8 protein-coding genes and 1 pseudogene are annotated in these 15263 nt (G+C 73.2%); 5 read left to right on the plus strand and 4 right to left on the minus strand.

Annotated features, from left to right (window positions below):
* The first annotated feature begins 104 nt into the window (after positions 1-104).
* The 4 genes and pseudogenes from ACFFHU_RS15720 to ACFFHU_RS15735 all read left to right on the plus strand — a co-directional run bounded on the left by ACFFHU_RS15720 (position 105) and on the right by ACFFHU_RS15735 (position 5086).
* The gene (locus tag ACFFHU_RS15720; RefSeq protein ID WP_377339485.1) at positions 105-1058 is read left to right on the plus strand and encodes a tetratricopeptide repeat protein; all 954 of its coding nucleotides are present in this window, start codon (positions 105-107) and stop codon (positions 1056-1058) included.
* Positions 1059-1114: 56 nt separating this feature from the next.
* A pseudogene (locus ACFFHU_RS15725) lies at positions 1115-2399 on the plus strand (arginase family protein).
* A gap of 248 nt (positions 2400-2647) precedes the next feature.
* On the plus strand, positions 2648-3625 hold the full coding sequence (locus ACFFHU_RS15730) for a hypothetical protein (protein ID WP_377339487.1): 978 nt from the start codon (positions 2648-2650) through the stop codon (positions 3623-3625).
* Positions 3626-3835: 210 nt separating this feature from the next.
* Positions 3836-5086: an HNH endonuclease signature motif containing protein gene (locus tag ACFFHU_RS15735; protein ID WP_377339489.1), complete on the plus strand. Its 1251-nt coding sequence runs from the start codon at positions 3836-3838 to the stop codon at positions 5084-5086.
* A 97-nt stretch (positions 5087-5183) separates the two neighbouring features.
* On the opposite strand, the gene ACFFHU_RS15740 is transcribed toward ACFFHU_RS15735, so the two are convergent.
* Both ACFFHU_RS15740 and ACFFHU_RS15745 read right to left on the minus strand, forming a co-directional pair.
* On the minus strand, positions 5184-5771 hold the full coding sequence (locus ACFFHU_RS15740) for a chloramphenicol phosphotransferase CPT family protein (protein ID WP_377339490.1): 588 nt from the start codon (positions 5769-5771) through the stop codon (positions 5184-5186).
* An 8-nt stretch (positions 5772-5779) separates the two neighbouring features.
* Positions 5780-7690, minus strand: a complete 1911-nt coding sequence (locus tag ACFFHU_RS15745) for a penicillin-binding transpeptidase domain-containing protein (RefSeq protein WP_377339492.1) — start codon at positions 7688-7690, stop codon at positions 5780-5782.
* Positions 7691-8116: 426 nt separating this feature from the next.
* On the opposite strand from ACFFHU_RS15745, the gene ACFFHU_RS15750 reads away from it, so the two are divergent.
* Complete coding sequence (locus ACFFHU_RS15750) at positions 8117-13165, plus strand: NAD-glutamate dehydrogenase (RefSeq protein ID WP_377339494.1); 5049 nt, start codon at positions 8117-8119, stop codon at positions 13163-13165.
* Positions 13166-13279: 114 nt separating this feature from the next.
* Here the strand turns inward: ACFFHU_RS15750 and ACFFHU_RS15755 are convergent, their stop codons facing one another.
* Together ACFFHU_RS15755 and ACFFHU_RS15760 are read right to left on the minus strand one after the other, a co-directional pair.
* Positions 13280-14014: a class F sortase gene (locus ACFFHU_RS15755; RefSeq protein ID WP_377339496.1), complete on the minus strand. Its 735-nt coding sequence runs from the start codon at positions 14012-14014 to the stop codon at positions 13280-13282.
* Positions 13998-14909, minus strand: a complete 912-nt coding sequence (locus ACFFHU_RS15760) for a hypothetical protein (RefSeq protein WP_377339498.1) — start codon at positions 14907-14909, stop codon at positions 13998-14000. The genes ACFFHU_RS15755 and ACFFHU_RS15760 overlap by 17 nt, the downstream gene beginning before the upstream one ends.
* Between the last annotated feature and the right edge of the window lie 354 nt (positions 14910-15263).

The raw sequence follows: 15263 nt of genomic DNA on the forward strand, positions 1-15263 counted from the left end.
CCGCGGCCCGCCCGCGCCCGGCCGGTCGCGGGCGCGTGATGGTGATGTGTGCCGCGCTCGGGGTTGGTCGGCGTTGGCCGCGGAGCGTGCGAGACTAGACAACCATGAGCGACCCACGGACCAGCCCGTCGATCTTCACCCGCGGTGCGGTAGACCTGAGCGCGCTGCGCGGCAGCGGCGCCACCCCGGCCGCCCGGCCGGCTCCCGCGGCGACCCCGTCCCGCGGTGCGGCGACGGGCGCCGGATCCGGTGCGGCGACCCCCGCGGCCGCCGGTCCGCAGGGCGGCGGCGTGGCCGTGATCGACGTGTCCGAGGCGACGTTCCAGTCCGAGGTGCTCGAGCGGTCGATGACCACGCCCGTGGTGATCGACTTCTGGGCCGAGTGGTGCGAGCCGTGCAAGCAGCTCTCGCCCGTGCTGGAGCGCCTGGCCGCCGAGGGCGGCGGGGCATGGGTGCTCGCCAAGATCGATGTTGATGCCAACCCGAGGCTCGCGCAGATGTTCCGGGTCCAGGGCATCCCGATGGTGTACGCCGTGGTGGGCGGCCAACCGCTCGACGCGTTCTCCGGGGTGGTGCCCGAGGCGCAGCTGCGACAGTGGATCGGCGCGGTCCTCAAGGCCGGCGGCGTCGCGGTGGAGGCGCCCGAGGACCCGCGGCTCGACGAGGCCGACGACGCCCTGATGACCGGCGACCTGGACGCCGCCGAGCAGGCGTACCGGAAGATCCTCGCCGAATCGCCCGCGGACGCGGCGGCGGAGGCCGGCCTTGCCCAGGTCGGGCTGGCCCGGCGGGTCGACGGCGTGGCGCCGGGGGAGGCGCTGGCGGCCGCTCAGGACCGCCCGGACGACGTGCCGGCGCAGTTGCTGGCCGCCGACGTCGAGGTGCTGAGCGGCCAGGCCGAGCAGGCGTACGCCCGGCTGGTCGGCCTGGTGCGGCGGACCGCGGGTGAGGATCGGGAGCGGGTCCGGCAGCACCTCGTCTCGTTGTTCACCGTCGCCGGACCGGATGACCCGGCCGTTGCCGCCGCTCGGCGGGCACTGGCCAGCGCCCTCTTCTGATATGTAGAGAGGGGCGGGCGGTCAGCCCGGCCGGCACCAGGGACGGGAGAAGCGAAATGCGCCGGATCGCGGTCCTCGACGCGCCCTCCAACCTTGGCCTCCGGCCGCCAACCCCGACGACCGTGCCGGGTTGTGCCAAGGCGCCCGGCGCCCTGCGCGATCAGGCTCTGATCGCCCGGCTGGGCGCGCGGGACGCCGGGTGCCTCACGCCGCCCCGGTACGACCCGGCAGACTGGCGTCCGGGTGACGGTGTCTGCCACGCCGCCTCGATCTCGGCGTACTCGATGGCCCTGGCCGGCCGGATCGGCGCCATCATCGACGCCGGCGAGTTTCCGGTGATCCTCGGTGGCGACTGCTCGGTCCTGCTCGGCTCGGCCCTGGCCATGCACCGGCTCGGCGAGGACGTGGGCGGCCGGGTCGGTCTGGTGTTCGTCGACGGGCACTCCGACTTCCGCCATCCCGGCAACGCCTCGTACGTGGGCGCTGCGGCCGGCGAGGACCTGGCCCTGGTCACCGGGCGCGGCCAGGCCGACCTCGCGGCCATGGAGGGCCGCCGGCCGTACTTCCGGGACATCGACGTGGTGGTCCTGGGCATCCGCGCTCAGGACGAGTACCGGCTGGATCTGCAGGCGGCCGGCATCCTGCACCGCCCGGTGCCGCAGTTGCGCGCCGAGGGGGCGGCTCGGACCGCGCAGTGGGCCCACGAGGAGCTGGGCGACTGCGCCGGCTACTGGGTGCACGTCGACGTGGACGTGCTCGATCCGGCGGTGATGCCGGCCGTGGACGCGCCCGACCCGGGCGGGATCGCCTTCGCCGAGCTCGAGCTGCTACTCGCCGGCCTGGTCGACACCCCGCACTGCCTGGGCCTCGAGATCACGGTGTTCGACCCCGACTACGACCCGGACGGTGAATATGCCGCCGGGATCGTCGACACGTTGGTGGCCGGGCTCGCCCCGGTGTCCCGGCCCGACGCGCGTGCCGGCGGCGAGCCGGGCGACCAGCGCGACGGCCGCTTGGAGGCCGCTGCCCGTAGCGGCGGCGACGGCCGCCCCGAGGGCGACGCCGGCGCGTGGGCCGATGGCGGTCGCGGCGCTGGCAGCCGTCCCGGTGTTGTTGGCGGTCCCGGCGTTGGTCGCGGGCGCGGTGCTGGCAGCGGTCCCGGTGTTGGTGGCGGTCCCGGCGTTGGTCGCGGTCGCGGTGCTGGCAGCGGTCCCGGTGTTGGTGGCGGGCGCGACCGGGACTCGGGTTCGATCGCCGGCCCGGGCATCGGCGGCCGTACCGAGGATGGCAAGGGTGGTCCCGCCTCTGGTCCCGCCGCCGGCCTCGGTGAGCGCGGCGTAGCCAGCCGCCCTCCTGCCGAGGTCGACCGAGTCGCAGACGGCGGTATCGGTTCCGGCGGTCCTGGCGGTCGTTCCGACGGCGCTGACGGTCCTTCCGGCGGCGTCGGTGGCGCTGCTGGCGGTGTCGGTGGTCTCGGCGGCGCTGGTGGTGCTTCCGGCGGTGCCTGGCCCGGCCTTCTCTCGCCGGCCCGGCTGGCGGCCGGTGGGCTTGGTCCCCGGCCGCGGGCGGCGGCGCCGCCGTCCGGCGCGGTGCCGGCTCTGAGCGCGGATCCGGCCCTGGCCCTGGGGGCGGGCCTGGATCCGGACGCGGATCCGGCCCTGGCCCCGGGCGCGGATCCGGCCCTGGCCCCGGGCGCGGATCCGGCCCTGGCCCCGGGCGCGGATCCGGCCCTGGCCCCGGGCGCGGATCCGGCCCTGGCCCCGGGCGCGGATCCGGCCTTGGCTCCGGGTGCGGCCCTGGCTTCGGGCGCGGCTTCGGGTGCGGCCCCGGCCCCGGCCCCGGCTCCGGGCGTGCGCCTCGCAGCCGGTGTGGAATCGTCGGCGGCCGGCCAGGCGGACGTGCCGTCGGTCGCGGAGGGTGGCCCGGCGTCGACCGGCGCGGCCCCGGCCGACGCCGCGAGGCAGGTCGAGCGCTCGGCGCAGGTCGACGCCGCGGGGCCGGCCGAGGCCGCGGACCCGGCCGATGCCGGGGCGCTGGTCGATCCCGCAGGCCCGGCCGATGCTGCTGCGCTGGTCAATGCCGCGGACCCGGCTGATGCTGCGGCGGTGGCCGATGCTGCGACCCCGGCTGATGCTGCGGCGCAGGTCGATCCCGCGGCGCCGGCCACTACCGCCGCCCCGGTGGCGGTGCCGGCCGCACCCGCGCCCCGGGTCGCCCCGGACAGGATGATCGATCCCGTACCGACGGTCCAGCGGACCGGACCGTCTGGGTCATGGAGTGCCGCCGTCCCGGCAGCCGGAGGCGGCGAGGGCATTCCGTCCGCCCTGCGCCGCGATCGGGACGATGACTGGTTGGGCCTACGCCGCACCGAGCGTCCGGCAGCCAGGGCCGCGGACGCGGTGGGACCGCCGGCCGCTGCCGGGCCGGGCCGGTTGCGCCGTCCCGCGGTGGAGGCCGATGAGCTCGGGATGGGCCGGCTGCGCCGTTCGGCGGCGGCGTCCGAGGAGCCCGAACCCCGTGCCGACGACCCGGCCGAAGGCTCGGGGCCAACCCAGGGCATCGCCTGAGATCGCCGTCCGGACCCCGCCGCCGCCGCGTCGGCTTCGATACGCCCCACCTTGCGGCGCGCGGGTTCCGGCATTCCCGACGCGGCCGAGAACAGGCTCCGTACGCTCTCCCGATGGTCCGATTCGCGTTGCTTGCCGATTTCTACGGATCGTGTCGCGGACCCGCCGCCTGTGCGTGCTCCTGTCGTACGTGAGTGCGAACCTGACTTCATGCGGGGGGCGCTGGCACGGGCACGGGAGGCGGTTGACGACTGCCTTGATCTGCCAGCATCCACGCTGAGCGGCGCCGAGTTGGTGGCCGCGTTGGACGAGGCCATGGTGGTGCAGCGGAAGGCCGCCGCCCTGGTGCTCGAGCTGGTCGGCGAGATCGACCGCTCGGGCCTGCCCCGGGAGCAGGGGGCCACCTCCACCGTCGCCTGGTTGCGGCACCGGATGCGCGTCTCCGCGAGCGCGGCGCGGACGCTGGTGGCCGACGCCGAGACGCTCGACGTCGCGCCGGCGCCGCTGCGCGACGCGGTCACATCCGGCTCGATCAGCCCGGAGCAGGCGCGGGTCGTCGGCGCCACTCTGCGGACCGTTCAGGTCGAGGCCGGCGCGGTCGCGGCCGACAAGGCGGTTGGGATCCTGCTGGACTGGGCCGGCCGCTTCGAGCCGGACGGCCTGCGCAGGCTCGGTCACCGCATCCTCGAACACGTCGCGCCCCAGGTCGCCGAGGACGCCCAGCGACGGGCGCTGGATGCGGCCGACAAGTCGGCGCAGCGGGATCGCTACCTCAACGTGTCGCCAACGGGGGACGGGCGGATCCGGCTGTCCGGTCTCCTCGACGCCGAGACCGGTGCGGTGCTGCGGGCCGCGCTGGATCCGTTGACAAGGCCCGGGGCAGCCGAGGACGACCGTAATCCAGGGCAGCGTCGCCACGACGCCCTCGCAGAGCTGTGCCGCCTCGCTCTACGCGCCGCAGATCTGCCGGACAGCGGTGGCGCGCCGGCCCAGGTCGTGGTCACCACGTCGTTCGACGCCATGACCGGCCGGCTCGGCGTCGGTCGGCTCGACACCGGCCAGCCGCTGTCGGCGGCGACGGTACGCCGGCTGGCCTGTGACGCCCGGATCCTGCCCGCCGTCCTCAACGGTCGCGGCCAGGTGCTGGACGTGGGCCGCCAACGGCGATTGTTCACCGGCCCGATCCGCCGGGCGCTGGTCCTCCGCGACGGGGGCTGTGCCTTTCCGGGCTGCGACCGGCCGCCGCACTGGGCACAAGGCCACCACATAAGGCACTGGTCGGACGGCGGAGACACCAGCGTCGCCAATGGCGTTCTGCTGTGCGGACATCACCACCGGGCGGTTCACCAGGACGGCTGGGTCGTCCGGATGACCGCCGACGGTCAGCCCGAGTTCGTTCCTCCACCGTGGGTCGACGCGCGCGGGCATCCCCGCCGCAACGAGTTCCACCGACGATGCTGATCGGCGCGCCTCCCCTCCGCCCCAACATCCGGTCCCGGCGCCCCGGGCCGGGTTCACGACGGGCGGGCCGGCTGGCAGGGGTGGGCTCGACGCCTGGTCAGCGGGTGTCGCCGGCGGCTCGCAACCGGTCGAAGGCGGTGGGGCCGGGCGGGCGGTGGGCGAGGAACTGGACGATCATGCGGGCGCAGTCCTCGGGCCCGGTCGTTGTCGTGTCGCAGGTCAGGTCGTAGCAGCCGTGGGCGTGGACCTGGGCGATCTGAGCGGCAGCCTGACCCGGTGCCCGGTCGCGACGGGCCAGTTCCCGGCGGTGGAGTTCCTCGATCGAGCAGTGCACGCCCACGAAGACGACGTCGAGGCCGTTGAACACCCGGAGACAGTCGACGAGTCGCCACGGCTCGCTGAGCACGTGGTCGACCACGATGTTGTTGCCGGCCGCGGCCATGCCGGCGACGGCGCGGTGGAAGCCGGCGCGCATGCGGGTGAGCACTTCAGCCAGTTCGGGTCCGCTGCTCGGGTCCGTGGGGCGCTCGGGGCGCAGCATCGCGCCGAAGGCGTCGACCGGCATGTGGAACCACGGCTGTTCCAGGGCCTCCAGCAGGTGCCGGGCGATGCTCGACTTGCCCGAGCTGGAGACGCCGTTGAGGAACACGATCCGCCCCGGATCGCCGCCGGGCGGCCGCATCATGGCCGCGGTCAGCGCGCGGCCAGGCCGCGAAGGAACCGGTCGGCGATCGGCACGGCGCTGGTGGCGCTCGAGCCGCCCTGCTCGACGAAGACCGCGAAGGCGATGTCGCCCTGCCAGCCGACGAACCAGGCGTGGGTGTGCGCGGGGTTGTTGTCGTACTCGGCCGTTCCGGTCTTGCCGTACACCGGATCGCCCGGGACCTTCGCGAGCGCGGTGGCCGTACCCTCGGTGACCACCTGGCGCATCATGGCCCGCAGCGGCTCGACGGCGGCGGGCTTGAGCTGCGGCCCGGGGGGCGCGGCCGGCGGCGCCGGCGAGACCAGGACCGGTTGCTGCCACTGGCCGCGGGCCACCGCCGCGGTGGCCGCGGCCATCGCGAGCGGGCTCACCAGCGTCGTGCCCTGGCCGATCGCCGCGGCGGCCCGCTCGACCGCCGGACCGCCGGTGGAGATCTTTCCGGTGTACGCCTCCAGCCCGACCTGCCAGGAGCCCTCCAAGCCCAGGGTACGACCGGCGGCGGCCAGACCGTCGGTGCCCAGCTTCGACGCCTGGGCCGCGAACGCGGTGTTGCACGACTTGGCGAAGTCGGTCCGGAACGGCACGGTGCCCAGCTCGAAGAAGTCGGAGTTCTTGAAGTCGCGACCCTCCACCGCGTACGTCCGGGGACAGTCCACCGGGGTGTCGGCCTGGACCGCGCCGGCGTCCAGCAGGCCCAACGCGGTGACCACCTTGAACGTGCTGCCCGGCGGGACCTGGGCGGTGAAGGCGAGGTTCTCCGCGGCGGCGCCCGGTCCGTTCGCCGCGGCCAGGATCGACCCGTCGCTGATCCGCAGCGCAACCAGCGCGGTCCGGTGCTTCGGGTCGGTGCCCAGCGCGGCGTCCGCGGCCGTCTGCGTACCGGTGTCGAGCCGGGTCTTGAGTGGCTCGCCGGCCTGCGGGTCGCGGTGGAACACCTCGGCCACCGGCCGGGCGGTGCCCTCCGGGTCCTTGCGGAGGATCCGGACGCTGGCGCCGGGGGTGCCGCGCAGCCGCTTGTCGTACGCGCCCTCGAGGCCGCCGTGGCCGACCCGGTCGCCCTGACCGTAGGTGGCCGGGTCCGCGTCGATGTCCTGCTTCTGTACGTTGTCGACGGACCCGAGAACCGCCCGGCCGAACTCGCGGCTCGGCGACAGGTCGAGGGTGCCGGTCAGGAACGCCGTCCCGGGCAGTGGCTGGATCCGGGAGCGGATCTGGTCGTACGCGTCCTTGCGCAGCGTCACCACCTCGACCCGCGCGCCGGGCTGCGCGTTCCGGATCCGATCGGGCAGGTCGCTGAGGTCGATGGCCGGCGTGATCGGCGGGCGGATGGCCCGGAACGCGGCGTCGAGCTGCTTCACCAGGCCGGCGGCGTCCTTCACCTCGGTCGGGTTGATCCCGACCATGACGACCGGGCGGGGGGCGACCAGCGGCTTCCCGCCGGCGTCCTGGATGGCGCCCCGATTGGCCGGCAACCGGTCGACGGTCAGCTGGTCGCCGCTGGTGAGGTCGTTCTGGACCACCTTCGGCTCCCAGATGATCTGCCAGCGGTCGTCCTTGCCCTTGCGCAGCCGGACCGTGGTCGGATAGGTCCAGTGCCCGTTGCCCGGCAGCGTCCAGTCGACCGAGACGGTCGCGCTGGCCAGCCCGTCGGTGTCGGTGACCTTTCCGTTCCGGCGCAGCGCGGGGACGGTGCCGGCCAGGTCGCCGGTCAGCTGCTTGAGCTGGGCCGCCACGTCGGTTGCCGCCAGCTTGCTGCCGGTCGGGTCGATGAAGGCGAGCTTGTCCAGGGTGCCGTCCCGCCAACCGGCGAGGAAGGCGTCGACGGCACGGTCCGGTCCGTCGCCGGAACAGCCCACCAGACCCGCGGCCAGCAGCGGCAACGCGGCCAGCGCGGCGCCCACGCGGCGGCGCCGGGAGGCCCCGGGCCAGGCCGGCCGGAAAGACCCGGACCCGGCGGGCGCCGCGCCGACGCGCCGGCGCGGGGCCGGACGCATGGGACCGACCGGGTGCGAAAGACGCATGACCTGACCTTTCGGGCGTTGGCCGGCGAGCCGACCGAAGCGGACCGAGTCGACCGTAGTACGGGAGGCCCAGCCGGGGTGGACCCGCATTGTGGTGGTCCGGCTCACAACACCTCCGCGCAGAGGCGTGATGAGCGGTACAGCCGGGGTAAACAGCGCATGGCCTTCAGCGGCGCAACAGGTGATCGGACGCCTGTCCGGAACCGGACGCCCGCCCCCAGGTCCGCCAACCAGGGTGGGAAGGGGCAGGGCTTAGGCTGGGCCGCGAGTGACCCACATCGCGGTGGGTCGAGGGGAGTGGCACGCATGGACCGGCGTCCGGCGACGAAACCGGGACCCGACATCCGAGGGGTGGACACCGATTCGGAGGACAGGTTCGACACGGCGACCGACAGCGACGAGGTCATCGTCACTGGCACAAGTTCCCGACTGGACGCCGGTATTACCGGGGTGGCGGGCGCCAGCGTCGACACCCTGTACGACCTGGGCCTTCCGCCCGGCGCCCTCGCCGACGACGTCGAGGACTCCGATCTCGACGAGGCGGTGCCGAACGCCGAGCGCCTGGTGGCCCAGGCCGTGGCGCTGGCCGGCGACGACCACGACGCGGCCACCCTGGTGGACCGCTTCTGGCGGTTCGCGCCCGACGAGGAACTGATCGGGTTCAGCCCGGAGGAGATGCTGACGGCCGCGCGGGCGCACCGCGACCTGGCCCAGCAACGCGTGCCCGGCGAGCTGAAGCTGCGAATCCACGAGCCCGCTCCGGAACAGCAGCACACCGTCGTGGAAATCGTCACCGACGACATGCCGTTCCTGGTGGACTCGGTGACCGCGCTGCTCACGGCTCAGCACCTGGACGTGCACCTGCTGGTCCACCCGCTGGTGGTGGTCCGGCGCGAGCCGTTGGGCCGGCTGACCGAGGTGGCCGCCGACGTCGAGCCGGACGACGCGATCGCCGGGGACATCGTCGAGAGCTGGATGCGGATCGAGATCGACCCGGTCCGGGACGCGACCGACCGGGACCGGCTGCGGCGCGAGCTGACCCGGGTGCTCACCGACGTGCGCGAGGCGGTGGAGGACTGGCCCAAGATGCGCCAGCGGGCCCTCGCGCTCGCCGACGACCTGGCCGCGGCGCGCACCTCGGACACCCGGCCGCCGGTGCCGGAGAAGGACATCACCGACTCGGTGGAGCTGCTGCGCTGGCTGGCCCACGAGCACTTCACGTTCCTGGGCTACCGCGAATACCGGCTGGTGGATGCGGGGCGGGGGGAGAAGGCGCTGGAGGCCATGCTCGGCACGGGCCTGGGCATCCTGCGGCAGGACTCGACGAACGCCCGGTCGCTCTCCTCGCTGACGCCCGAGGCGCACGAGAAGGTGCTGGAAAAGCGCCTGCTCATCATCACCAAGGCCAACTCCCGGGCCACCGTGCACCGGTCCGCCTACCTCGACTACATCGGCTTCAAGATTTTCAACGACGCCGGCGAGGTGGTCGGCGAGCGGCGCTTCCTCGGGCTGTTCTCCACGGCGGCCTACCGGACCAGCGTGCGCGAGCTGCCGGTGGTGCGCCGCAAGGTGGCGGAGGTGCTGGACCGGTCCGGTCTGAGCCCGCGCAGCCACTCCGGCAAGGACCTGCTGCAGATCCTCGAGACGTACCCGCGGGACGAGCTGTTCCAGATCAAGACCGACGACCTCTACCACGCGGTCATCGGCGTGCTGCGGATGGCCGGTCGCCGGCAGCTGCGGGTGTTCCTGCGCCGGGACGGCTACGGCCGGTTCATCTCGGCGCTGGTCTACCTGCCGCGGGACCGGTTCACCACCCAGAACCGGCTGCGGATGCAGGAGATCCTGCTGCGTCGGCTGAACGGCGTCGGAGTCGACTACACCACTCGGGTCACCGAGTCGATGCTGGCCCGGGTGCACTTCATCGTGCGCACCGACCCGGCCAGCCCGCCCGGCGACGTGGACGCCGACCTGCTGGCCGAGGAGTTGGCCGACGCAACCCGGCTGTGGGACGACGACTACCGGCTGGTGCTGGAACGCAAGCTGGGCGACGAGCAGGCCAAGCACCTGTTCGCCCGGTACGCCGACGCGTTCCCGGAGGGCTACAAGGACGGGCACACCCCGTACGAGGCCATGAAGGACCTGGCCAAGCTGGAGCTGCTGGAGGAGCCCGGCCAGCTGGAGATGCACCTGTTCCGCAAGCAGCAGGCGGACCGACCGGAGGACACCGACGTCCGGTTCAAGGTCTACCGGTACGGCGAGCCGATGATCCTCTCGGCGGTGCTGCCCGTGCTGCACTCGCTCGGCGTACGGGTCGTGGACGAGCACCCGTACGAGGTGGACCGGATCGACGGCCGGATCTGGCTGTACGACTTCGGCCTGCAGCTTCCCGAGGGCGCTCGCGACCTGGCCGAGGTGCGCTCGAACGTGGAGAACGCCTTTTCGGCCGCCTGGCGGGGCGAGGCGGAGGTCGACGGCTTCAACGAGCTGGTGCTGCGGGCCGGACTGACCTGGCGCCAGGTCGTGGTGCTGCGGGCGTACGCGAAGTACCTGCGCCAGGCGGGCACGGTCTTCTCGCAGGACTACATGGAGTCCACCTTCATCGCCTACCCGGAGCTGGCCGCGCTGCTGGTGCGGCTCTTCGAGACCCGGTTCTCCCCGGCCGAGTCGCTCAGCACCGCCGAGCGGGACGAGCGTAGCCGCGAGCTGGTCGGCCGGATCACCGAGCAGCTCGACGACGTGGCCAGCCTCGACCAGGACCGCATCCTGCGGTCCTACCTGACGCTCATCCGGGCCACCCTGCGGACCACCATCTACCAGCGCCGCGCGGACGGCCGGCCGAAGCCGTACGTGGCCTTCAAGCTGGACCCGCAGGCGGTGCCGGACCTGCCGCAGCCCCGGCCCAAGTACGAAATCTTCGTGTACTCGCCCCGGTTCGAGGGCGTGCACCTGCGGTTCGGGCCGGTGGCCCGGGGCGGGCTGCGTTGGTCCGACCGGCGGGAGGACTTCCGTACCGAGGTGCTCGGCCTGGTCAAGGCGCAGATGGTGAAGAACGCCGTGATCGTGCCGGTGGGCGCCAAGGGTGGCTTCGTGCTCAAGCGCAAGCCGGGCGACCGGGACGAGGCGGTGATCTGCTACAAGGAGTTCGTCTCGGCCCTGCTGGACATCACCGACAACATCTCCGGCGGCCGGATCGTGCCGCCCACCGACGTGGTGCGGCACGACGGCGACGACCCCTACCTGGTGGTGGCGGCCGACAAGGGCACGGCCAGCTTCTCCGACATCGCCAACGAGATCTCCACCTCGAAGGACTTCTGGCTCGGCGACGCGTTCGCCTCCGGCGGCTCGGCCGGCTACGACCACAAGAAGATGGGCATCACCGCCCGCGGCGCCTGGGAGTCGGTCAAGCGGCACTTCCGCGAGCTGGGCTTCGACACCCAGACCCAGGACTTCACCGTGGTCGGCGTCGGCGACATGTCCGGCGACGTGTTCGGCAACGGCATGCTGCTGTCCGAGCACATCCGGCTGGTGGCCGCCTTCGACCACCGGCACATCTTCCTGGACCCCAACCCGGACGCGGCCTCCTCGTACGCCGAGCGCCGCCGGCTGTTCGACGCGCCGCGCTCGTCGTGGGCCGACTACAACCCCGAGCTGATCTCCGCGGGCGGCGGCATCTTCCCGCGTACGGCGAAATCCATCCCGATCTCGCCGGAGGTACGGGCGGCGCTCGACCTCGACGGACAGGTCGAGATGATGTCGCCGCCGGAGCTGATGCGGGCCATCCTCACCGCGCCGGTCGACCTGTTCTGGAACGGCGGCATCGGCACCTACGTCAAGGCGTCCACCCAGTCCAACGCCGAGGTGGGGGACAAGTCCAACGACGCCATCCGGGTGGACGGCAAGGGCCTGCGGTGCAGGGTGGTCGGCGAGGGCGGCAACCTGGGCTTCACCCAGGTCGGCCGGATCGAGTACGCGACCGGCGGCGGGCGGATGTACACCGACTTCATCGACAACGCGGCCGGGGTGGACTGCTCCGACCACGAGGTCAACATCAAGATCCTGCTGCACGACGCGCTGGCCGAGGGGGAGCTGACGCTGCCGCAGCGGGACGAGCTGCTGGCGCAGATGACCGACGAGGTCGCCGAGCTGGTGCTGCGGGACAACTACGACCAGGCCCGGGCGCTGGGGATGGCCCAGGCCCAGGCCGCGTCGCTGCTGCCGGTGCACCGGCGCATGATCGGCGACCTGGAGCGGTCGGGGCAGCTCAACCGCGCGCTGGAGGCGCTGCCGCCGGACGACGAGCTGGCCGTCCGGACCGACAGCGGGCTCACCCCGCCCGAGTTCGCGGTGCTGTTGTCGTACGTGAAGATCAGCCTGGAGCGGGAGATTCTCGGCGACGGGATCGCGGACGAGGAGTGGACGGCCGGGGTGCTGGCCAACTACTTCCCGACCCCGCTGCGCGAGCGGTACGCCGGGCTGATGGCCGGGCACCGGCTGCGCCGCGAGATCGTCACCACGGCCCTGGTCAACGAGACCATCAACCGGGGTGGCATCTCGTTCATCTACCGCGTCTGCGAGGAGACGGCGGCGACGCCCGCCGACGTGATCCGGGCGTACGTGGTGGTCCGCGACGTCTTCGGGCTGGATCGGATCTGGGACGAGATCGAGGCGCTGGACAACCGGATCTCGACCGACATCCAGACGGCGGTCTACCTGGACACCCGGCGGCTGCTGGACCGGGCCGTCCGCTGGCTCGTCACCAACCGGCGCTCGCCGCTGGATGTGCCGGGGGAGACCGCGCGGCTGCGCGACGGGGTGGCGCGGTTGCTGCCGCAGCTGGACCATCTCTTCTTCGGCAGCGAGCGGGAGGCGCTGACCGGGTACGTCGAGCGGCTGGCCGGCCTGGGTCTGCCGCACGAGCTGGCCGAGCAGGTCACCCGGCTGATGTACAGCTTCGGGCTGCTCGACGTGGTGGAGACGGCGGCGACGACCGGGCGGGACGTCGAGGAGGTCGCCTCGGTCTACTTCGTGCTCTCCGACCGGTTCCGGGTGGATTCGCTGCTGTCGAAGATCTCCCTGCTGCCGCGCGAGGACCGGTGGCAGACGCTGGCCCGGATGGCGCTGCGGTACGACCTGTACGCGGCGCTCGCGGCGCTGACCGCCGAGGTGCTCGGCTCGACGCCGACCACGGTGAGCGCCGAGGAGCGGGTACACGCCTGGGAACAGTCGAACCGGGTGTCGATAGGCCGGGCCCGCAAGGCCATGGGCGACTTCGACGAGTCGCGGGCCGACCTGGCCGCGCTGTCGGTGCTGCTGCGGCAGATCCGCACCCTGGTCCGGACGTCCTCGGCCAGCTGACGGCGGAAGCGCAAGGAAGGGCCCCCTCTTATCGCTTTTTGTATAGGAGGGGGCCCTTCCTAACCGGCGGCCGGGCAGCGCGGCGCCCGAGCCGGGCACCGGCCGACGGGCCGGTCACCGGGCCGAGACGGCCGTGGCCAGCACGACGATGTTGTTCTTGTAGCTGTGCTTCGCCCGGTCGAATTCGCCGCCGCAGGTGATGAGCCGCAGCCCGGGCTGGCCCGTGGGGGCGTAGACGAGATTGGTGGGAAAGGCCGTCTTCGGGTACGAGCCGACGGCGTCCACCCGGAAGGTCACCACCTTCCGGTCGCTGCGGGTGACCGTCATGGTGTCGCCCGGCTTGAGAGACCCGATGTTGTAGAACACCGCCGGGCCGACCGCCTTGCTGTCCACGTGCCCCACCAGCACGGCGTTGCCGATCTCGCCGGGGCTCGCGCCGAGCTTGTACCAGCCGGCCGTCTTCGGCTGCTGATGGACGTCCGGCACCTGCATGGTGCCGTCGGCGTTCACGCCGAGCTGCAGCAGCGCCGTGTCCACCCCGATCCGCGGGATGACCAGCCGGGTCGGCACCGACGGCCCGAGCGCCACGGCCGGCGGCCCGGGTCGGGCCGACCGGCGGCCGCCGGCGGGGGGCAGCCCCGATCCGGGCGCCGATGTCGAGGCGTCGGGGGCGATCCCGACCGCCGGTTGCGGCGGCGCCGAGGCGCCGGTGAAGGCGGCCGTGAGCATTCCGGCGCCCGCGATGACCATCAGCACGAGTAGCGAGAGCAGGCCGAAGCCGGCGGCACGCCGCGGTCCCCCGCGACGGCCGCCGGCCAGCCAGCTCAGCGGATCAGGCGATCGAGCCATCGGTCCGACGCCGGCGCAGCAGGGCCACCCCGGTGATCGCGGCCGCGGCCAGCGCGCCCGCCCCGCCGGTGGCGAGACCCTTGTTCAGCGTGGTGCCGCCGTCGCCGCCGTCCACCGAGCCTTCCGGCGCGACGATCAGCGTGGTCTCACCGCAGTCGGCGTACACCTTGTAGTGGCCCGGGTGCGCGTCGTCGCTGACCGTGGCCTCACCGACGTACACGTGCTTCTCGACGCCGTCGGAGTCGGAACCGTGGTCGCCCCAGCTGGAGTCGTCCTTCTTGCCGTGCTCGTCCCAGCTGGAGTCGTCCTTCTTGCCGTGGTCGTCCTTCTTGCCGTGGTCGTCGTCGGCCAGCATGCCGCCCCCGTGACCGCCGGGGAAGCCGGCGCCCGGGCTGCCCGGCACGCCCGTGGGCGCGCCGGTGGGAATGCCCGTCGGGATGCCCGAGGGGGCACCCGAGGGACGGCCCGACGGTGCGCCCGGACCACCGGGGGCACCGGGGCCACCCGGGCCCGTGGGGCCACCGGGGCCCGTGGGGCCGCCGGGGCGTCCGCCCTCGTTCTGGTCGGCGTCCTGACCGCCGTACTGGTCCTCGTAGGCGTTGGCTTCGGCTTCCTTCTTCGGGTCGTACGGCACTTCGTGCAGCGAGACCTTGCCGGTGACCTCGGACCAGGCGTGCGGGTCGTGTACGGCCCTGGTGCACAGCTGGCCGATGTCGACGGTCTGGCCCGGCTCGACCACGCGCGGGTTGGTGAAGACCTTGCCGGACCGGTCCATGTCGCCGCCGGGGCCGTGCGGGCCCCCGTCGGCGAGCGCGATGCCGGGAGCACCGACCAGCAGCGCGGCCCCGCCGAGCGCGGCGCCGGCGACGACCCTGCCGAGGAACTTCTTCGCCATGACTCCTCGTCACTTCCTTCCGCTGTTCTCCTTCGGCCCGGCGGGAGCCGAGCCACGACCGACGGTACCTAGTTTGCGAGGTTTTATCGGTTTTATGGGTCTTCATCTTTTTACCTCCTTTCGGAGGCGTTCTCGTGTTATCGCGCCGTGTCGAGCGGTATGCGCACCGCCTGCCCGACCGGGCGAGAAAGATGCTTGAGCAGCGAAAACGTCGACAACCTGGGCCATCGGTCCGGAGTGCGCCCGATGCTCCGCCGGGGTGTTGGAGGCCGCCCCTCGGCCCGCCTGCCCGGTCCGGTCCGATCGACGCACCGGTGGGGCCTGTGCGCGTGCTCGTGCCGTCCGGCGCTCGCC

This window comes from Plantactinospora siamensis, assembly GCF_042434095.1.
Lineage (GTDB): Bacteria > Actinomycetota > Actinomycetes > Mycobacteriales > Micromonosporaceae > KBS50.

Coding starts and splice junctions, on each gene's coding strand:
- ACFFHU_RS15720 (WP_377339485.1), top strand. CDS start 105: ATGAGCGACCCACGGACCAGCCCGTCGATCTTCACCCGCGGTGCGGTA.
- ACFFHU_RS15760 (WP_377339498.1), bottom strand. CDS start 14,909: ATGGCGAAGAAGTTCCTCGGCAGGGTCGTCGCCGGCGCCGCGCTCGGC.
- ACFFHU_RS15735 (WP_377339489.1), top strand. CDS start 3,836: ATGCGGGGGGCGCTGGCACGGGCACGGGAGGCGGTTGACGACTGCCTT.
- ACFFHU_RS15750 (WP_377339494.1), top strand. CDS start 8,117: ATGGACCGGCGTCCGGCGACGAAACCGGGACCCGACATCCGAGGGGTG.
- ACFFHU_RS15755 (WP_377339496.1), bottom strand. CDS start 14,014: ATGGCTCGATCGCCTGATCCGCTGAGCTGGCTGGCCGGCGGCCGTCGC.
- ACFFHU_RS15740 (WP_377339490.1), bottom strand. CDS start 5,771: ATGATGCGGCCGCCCGGCGGCGATCCGGGGCGGATCGTGTTCCTCAAC.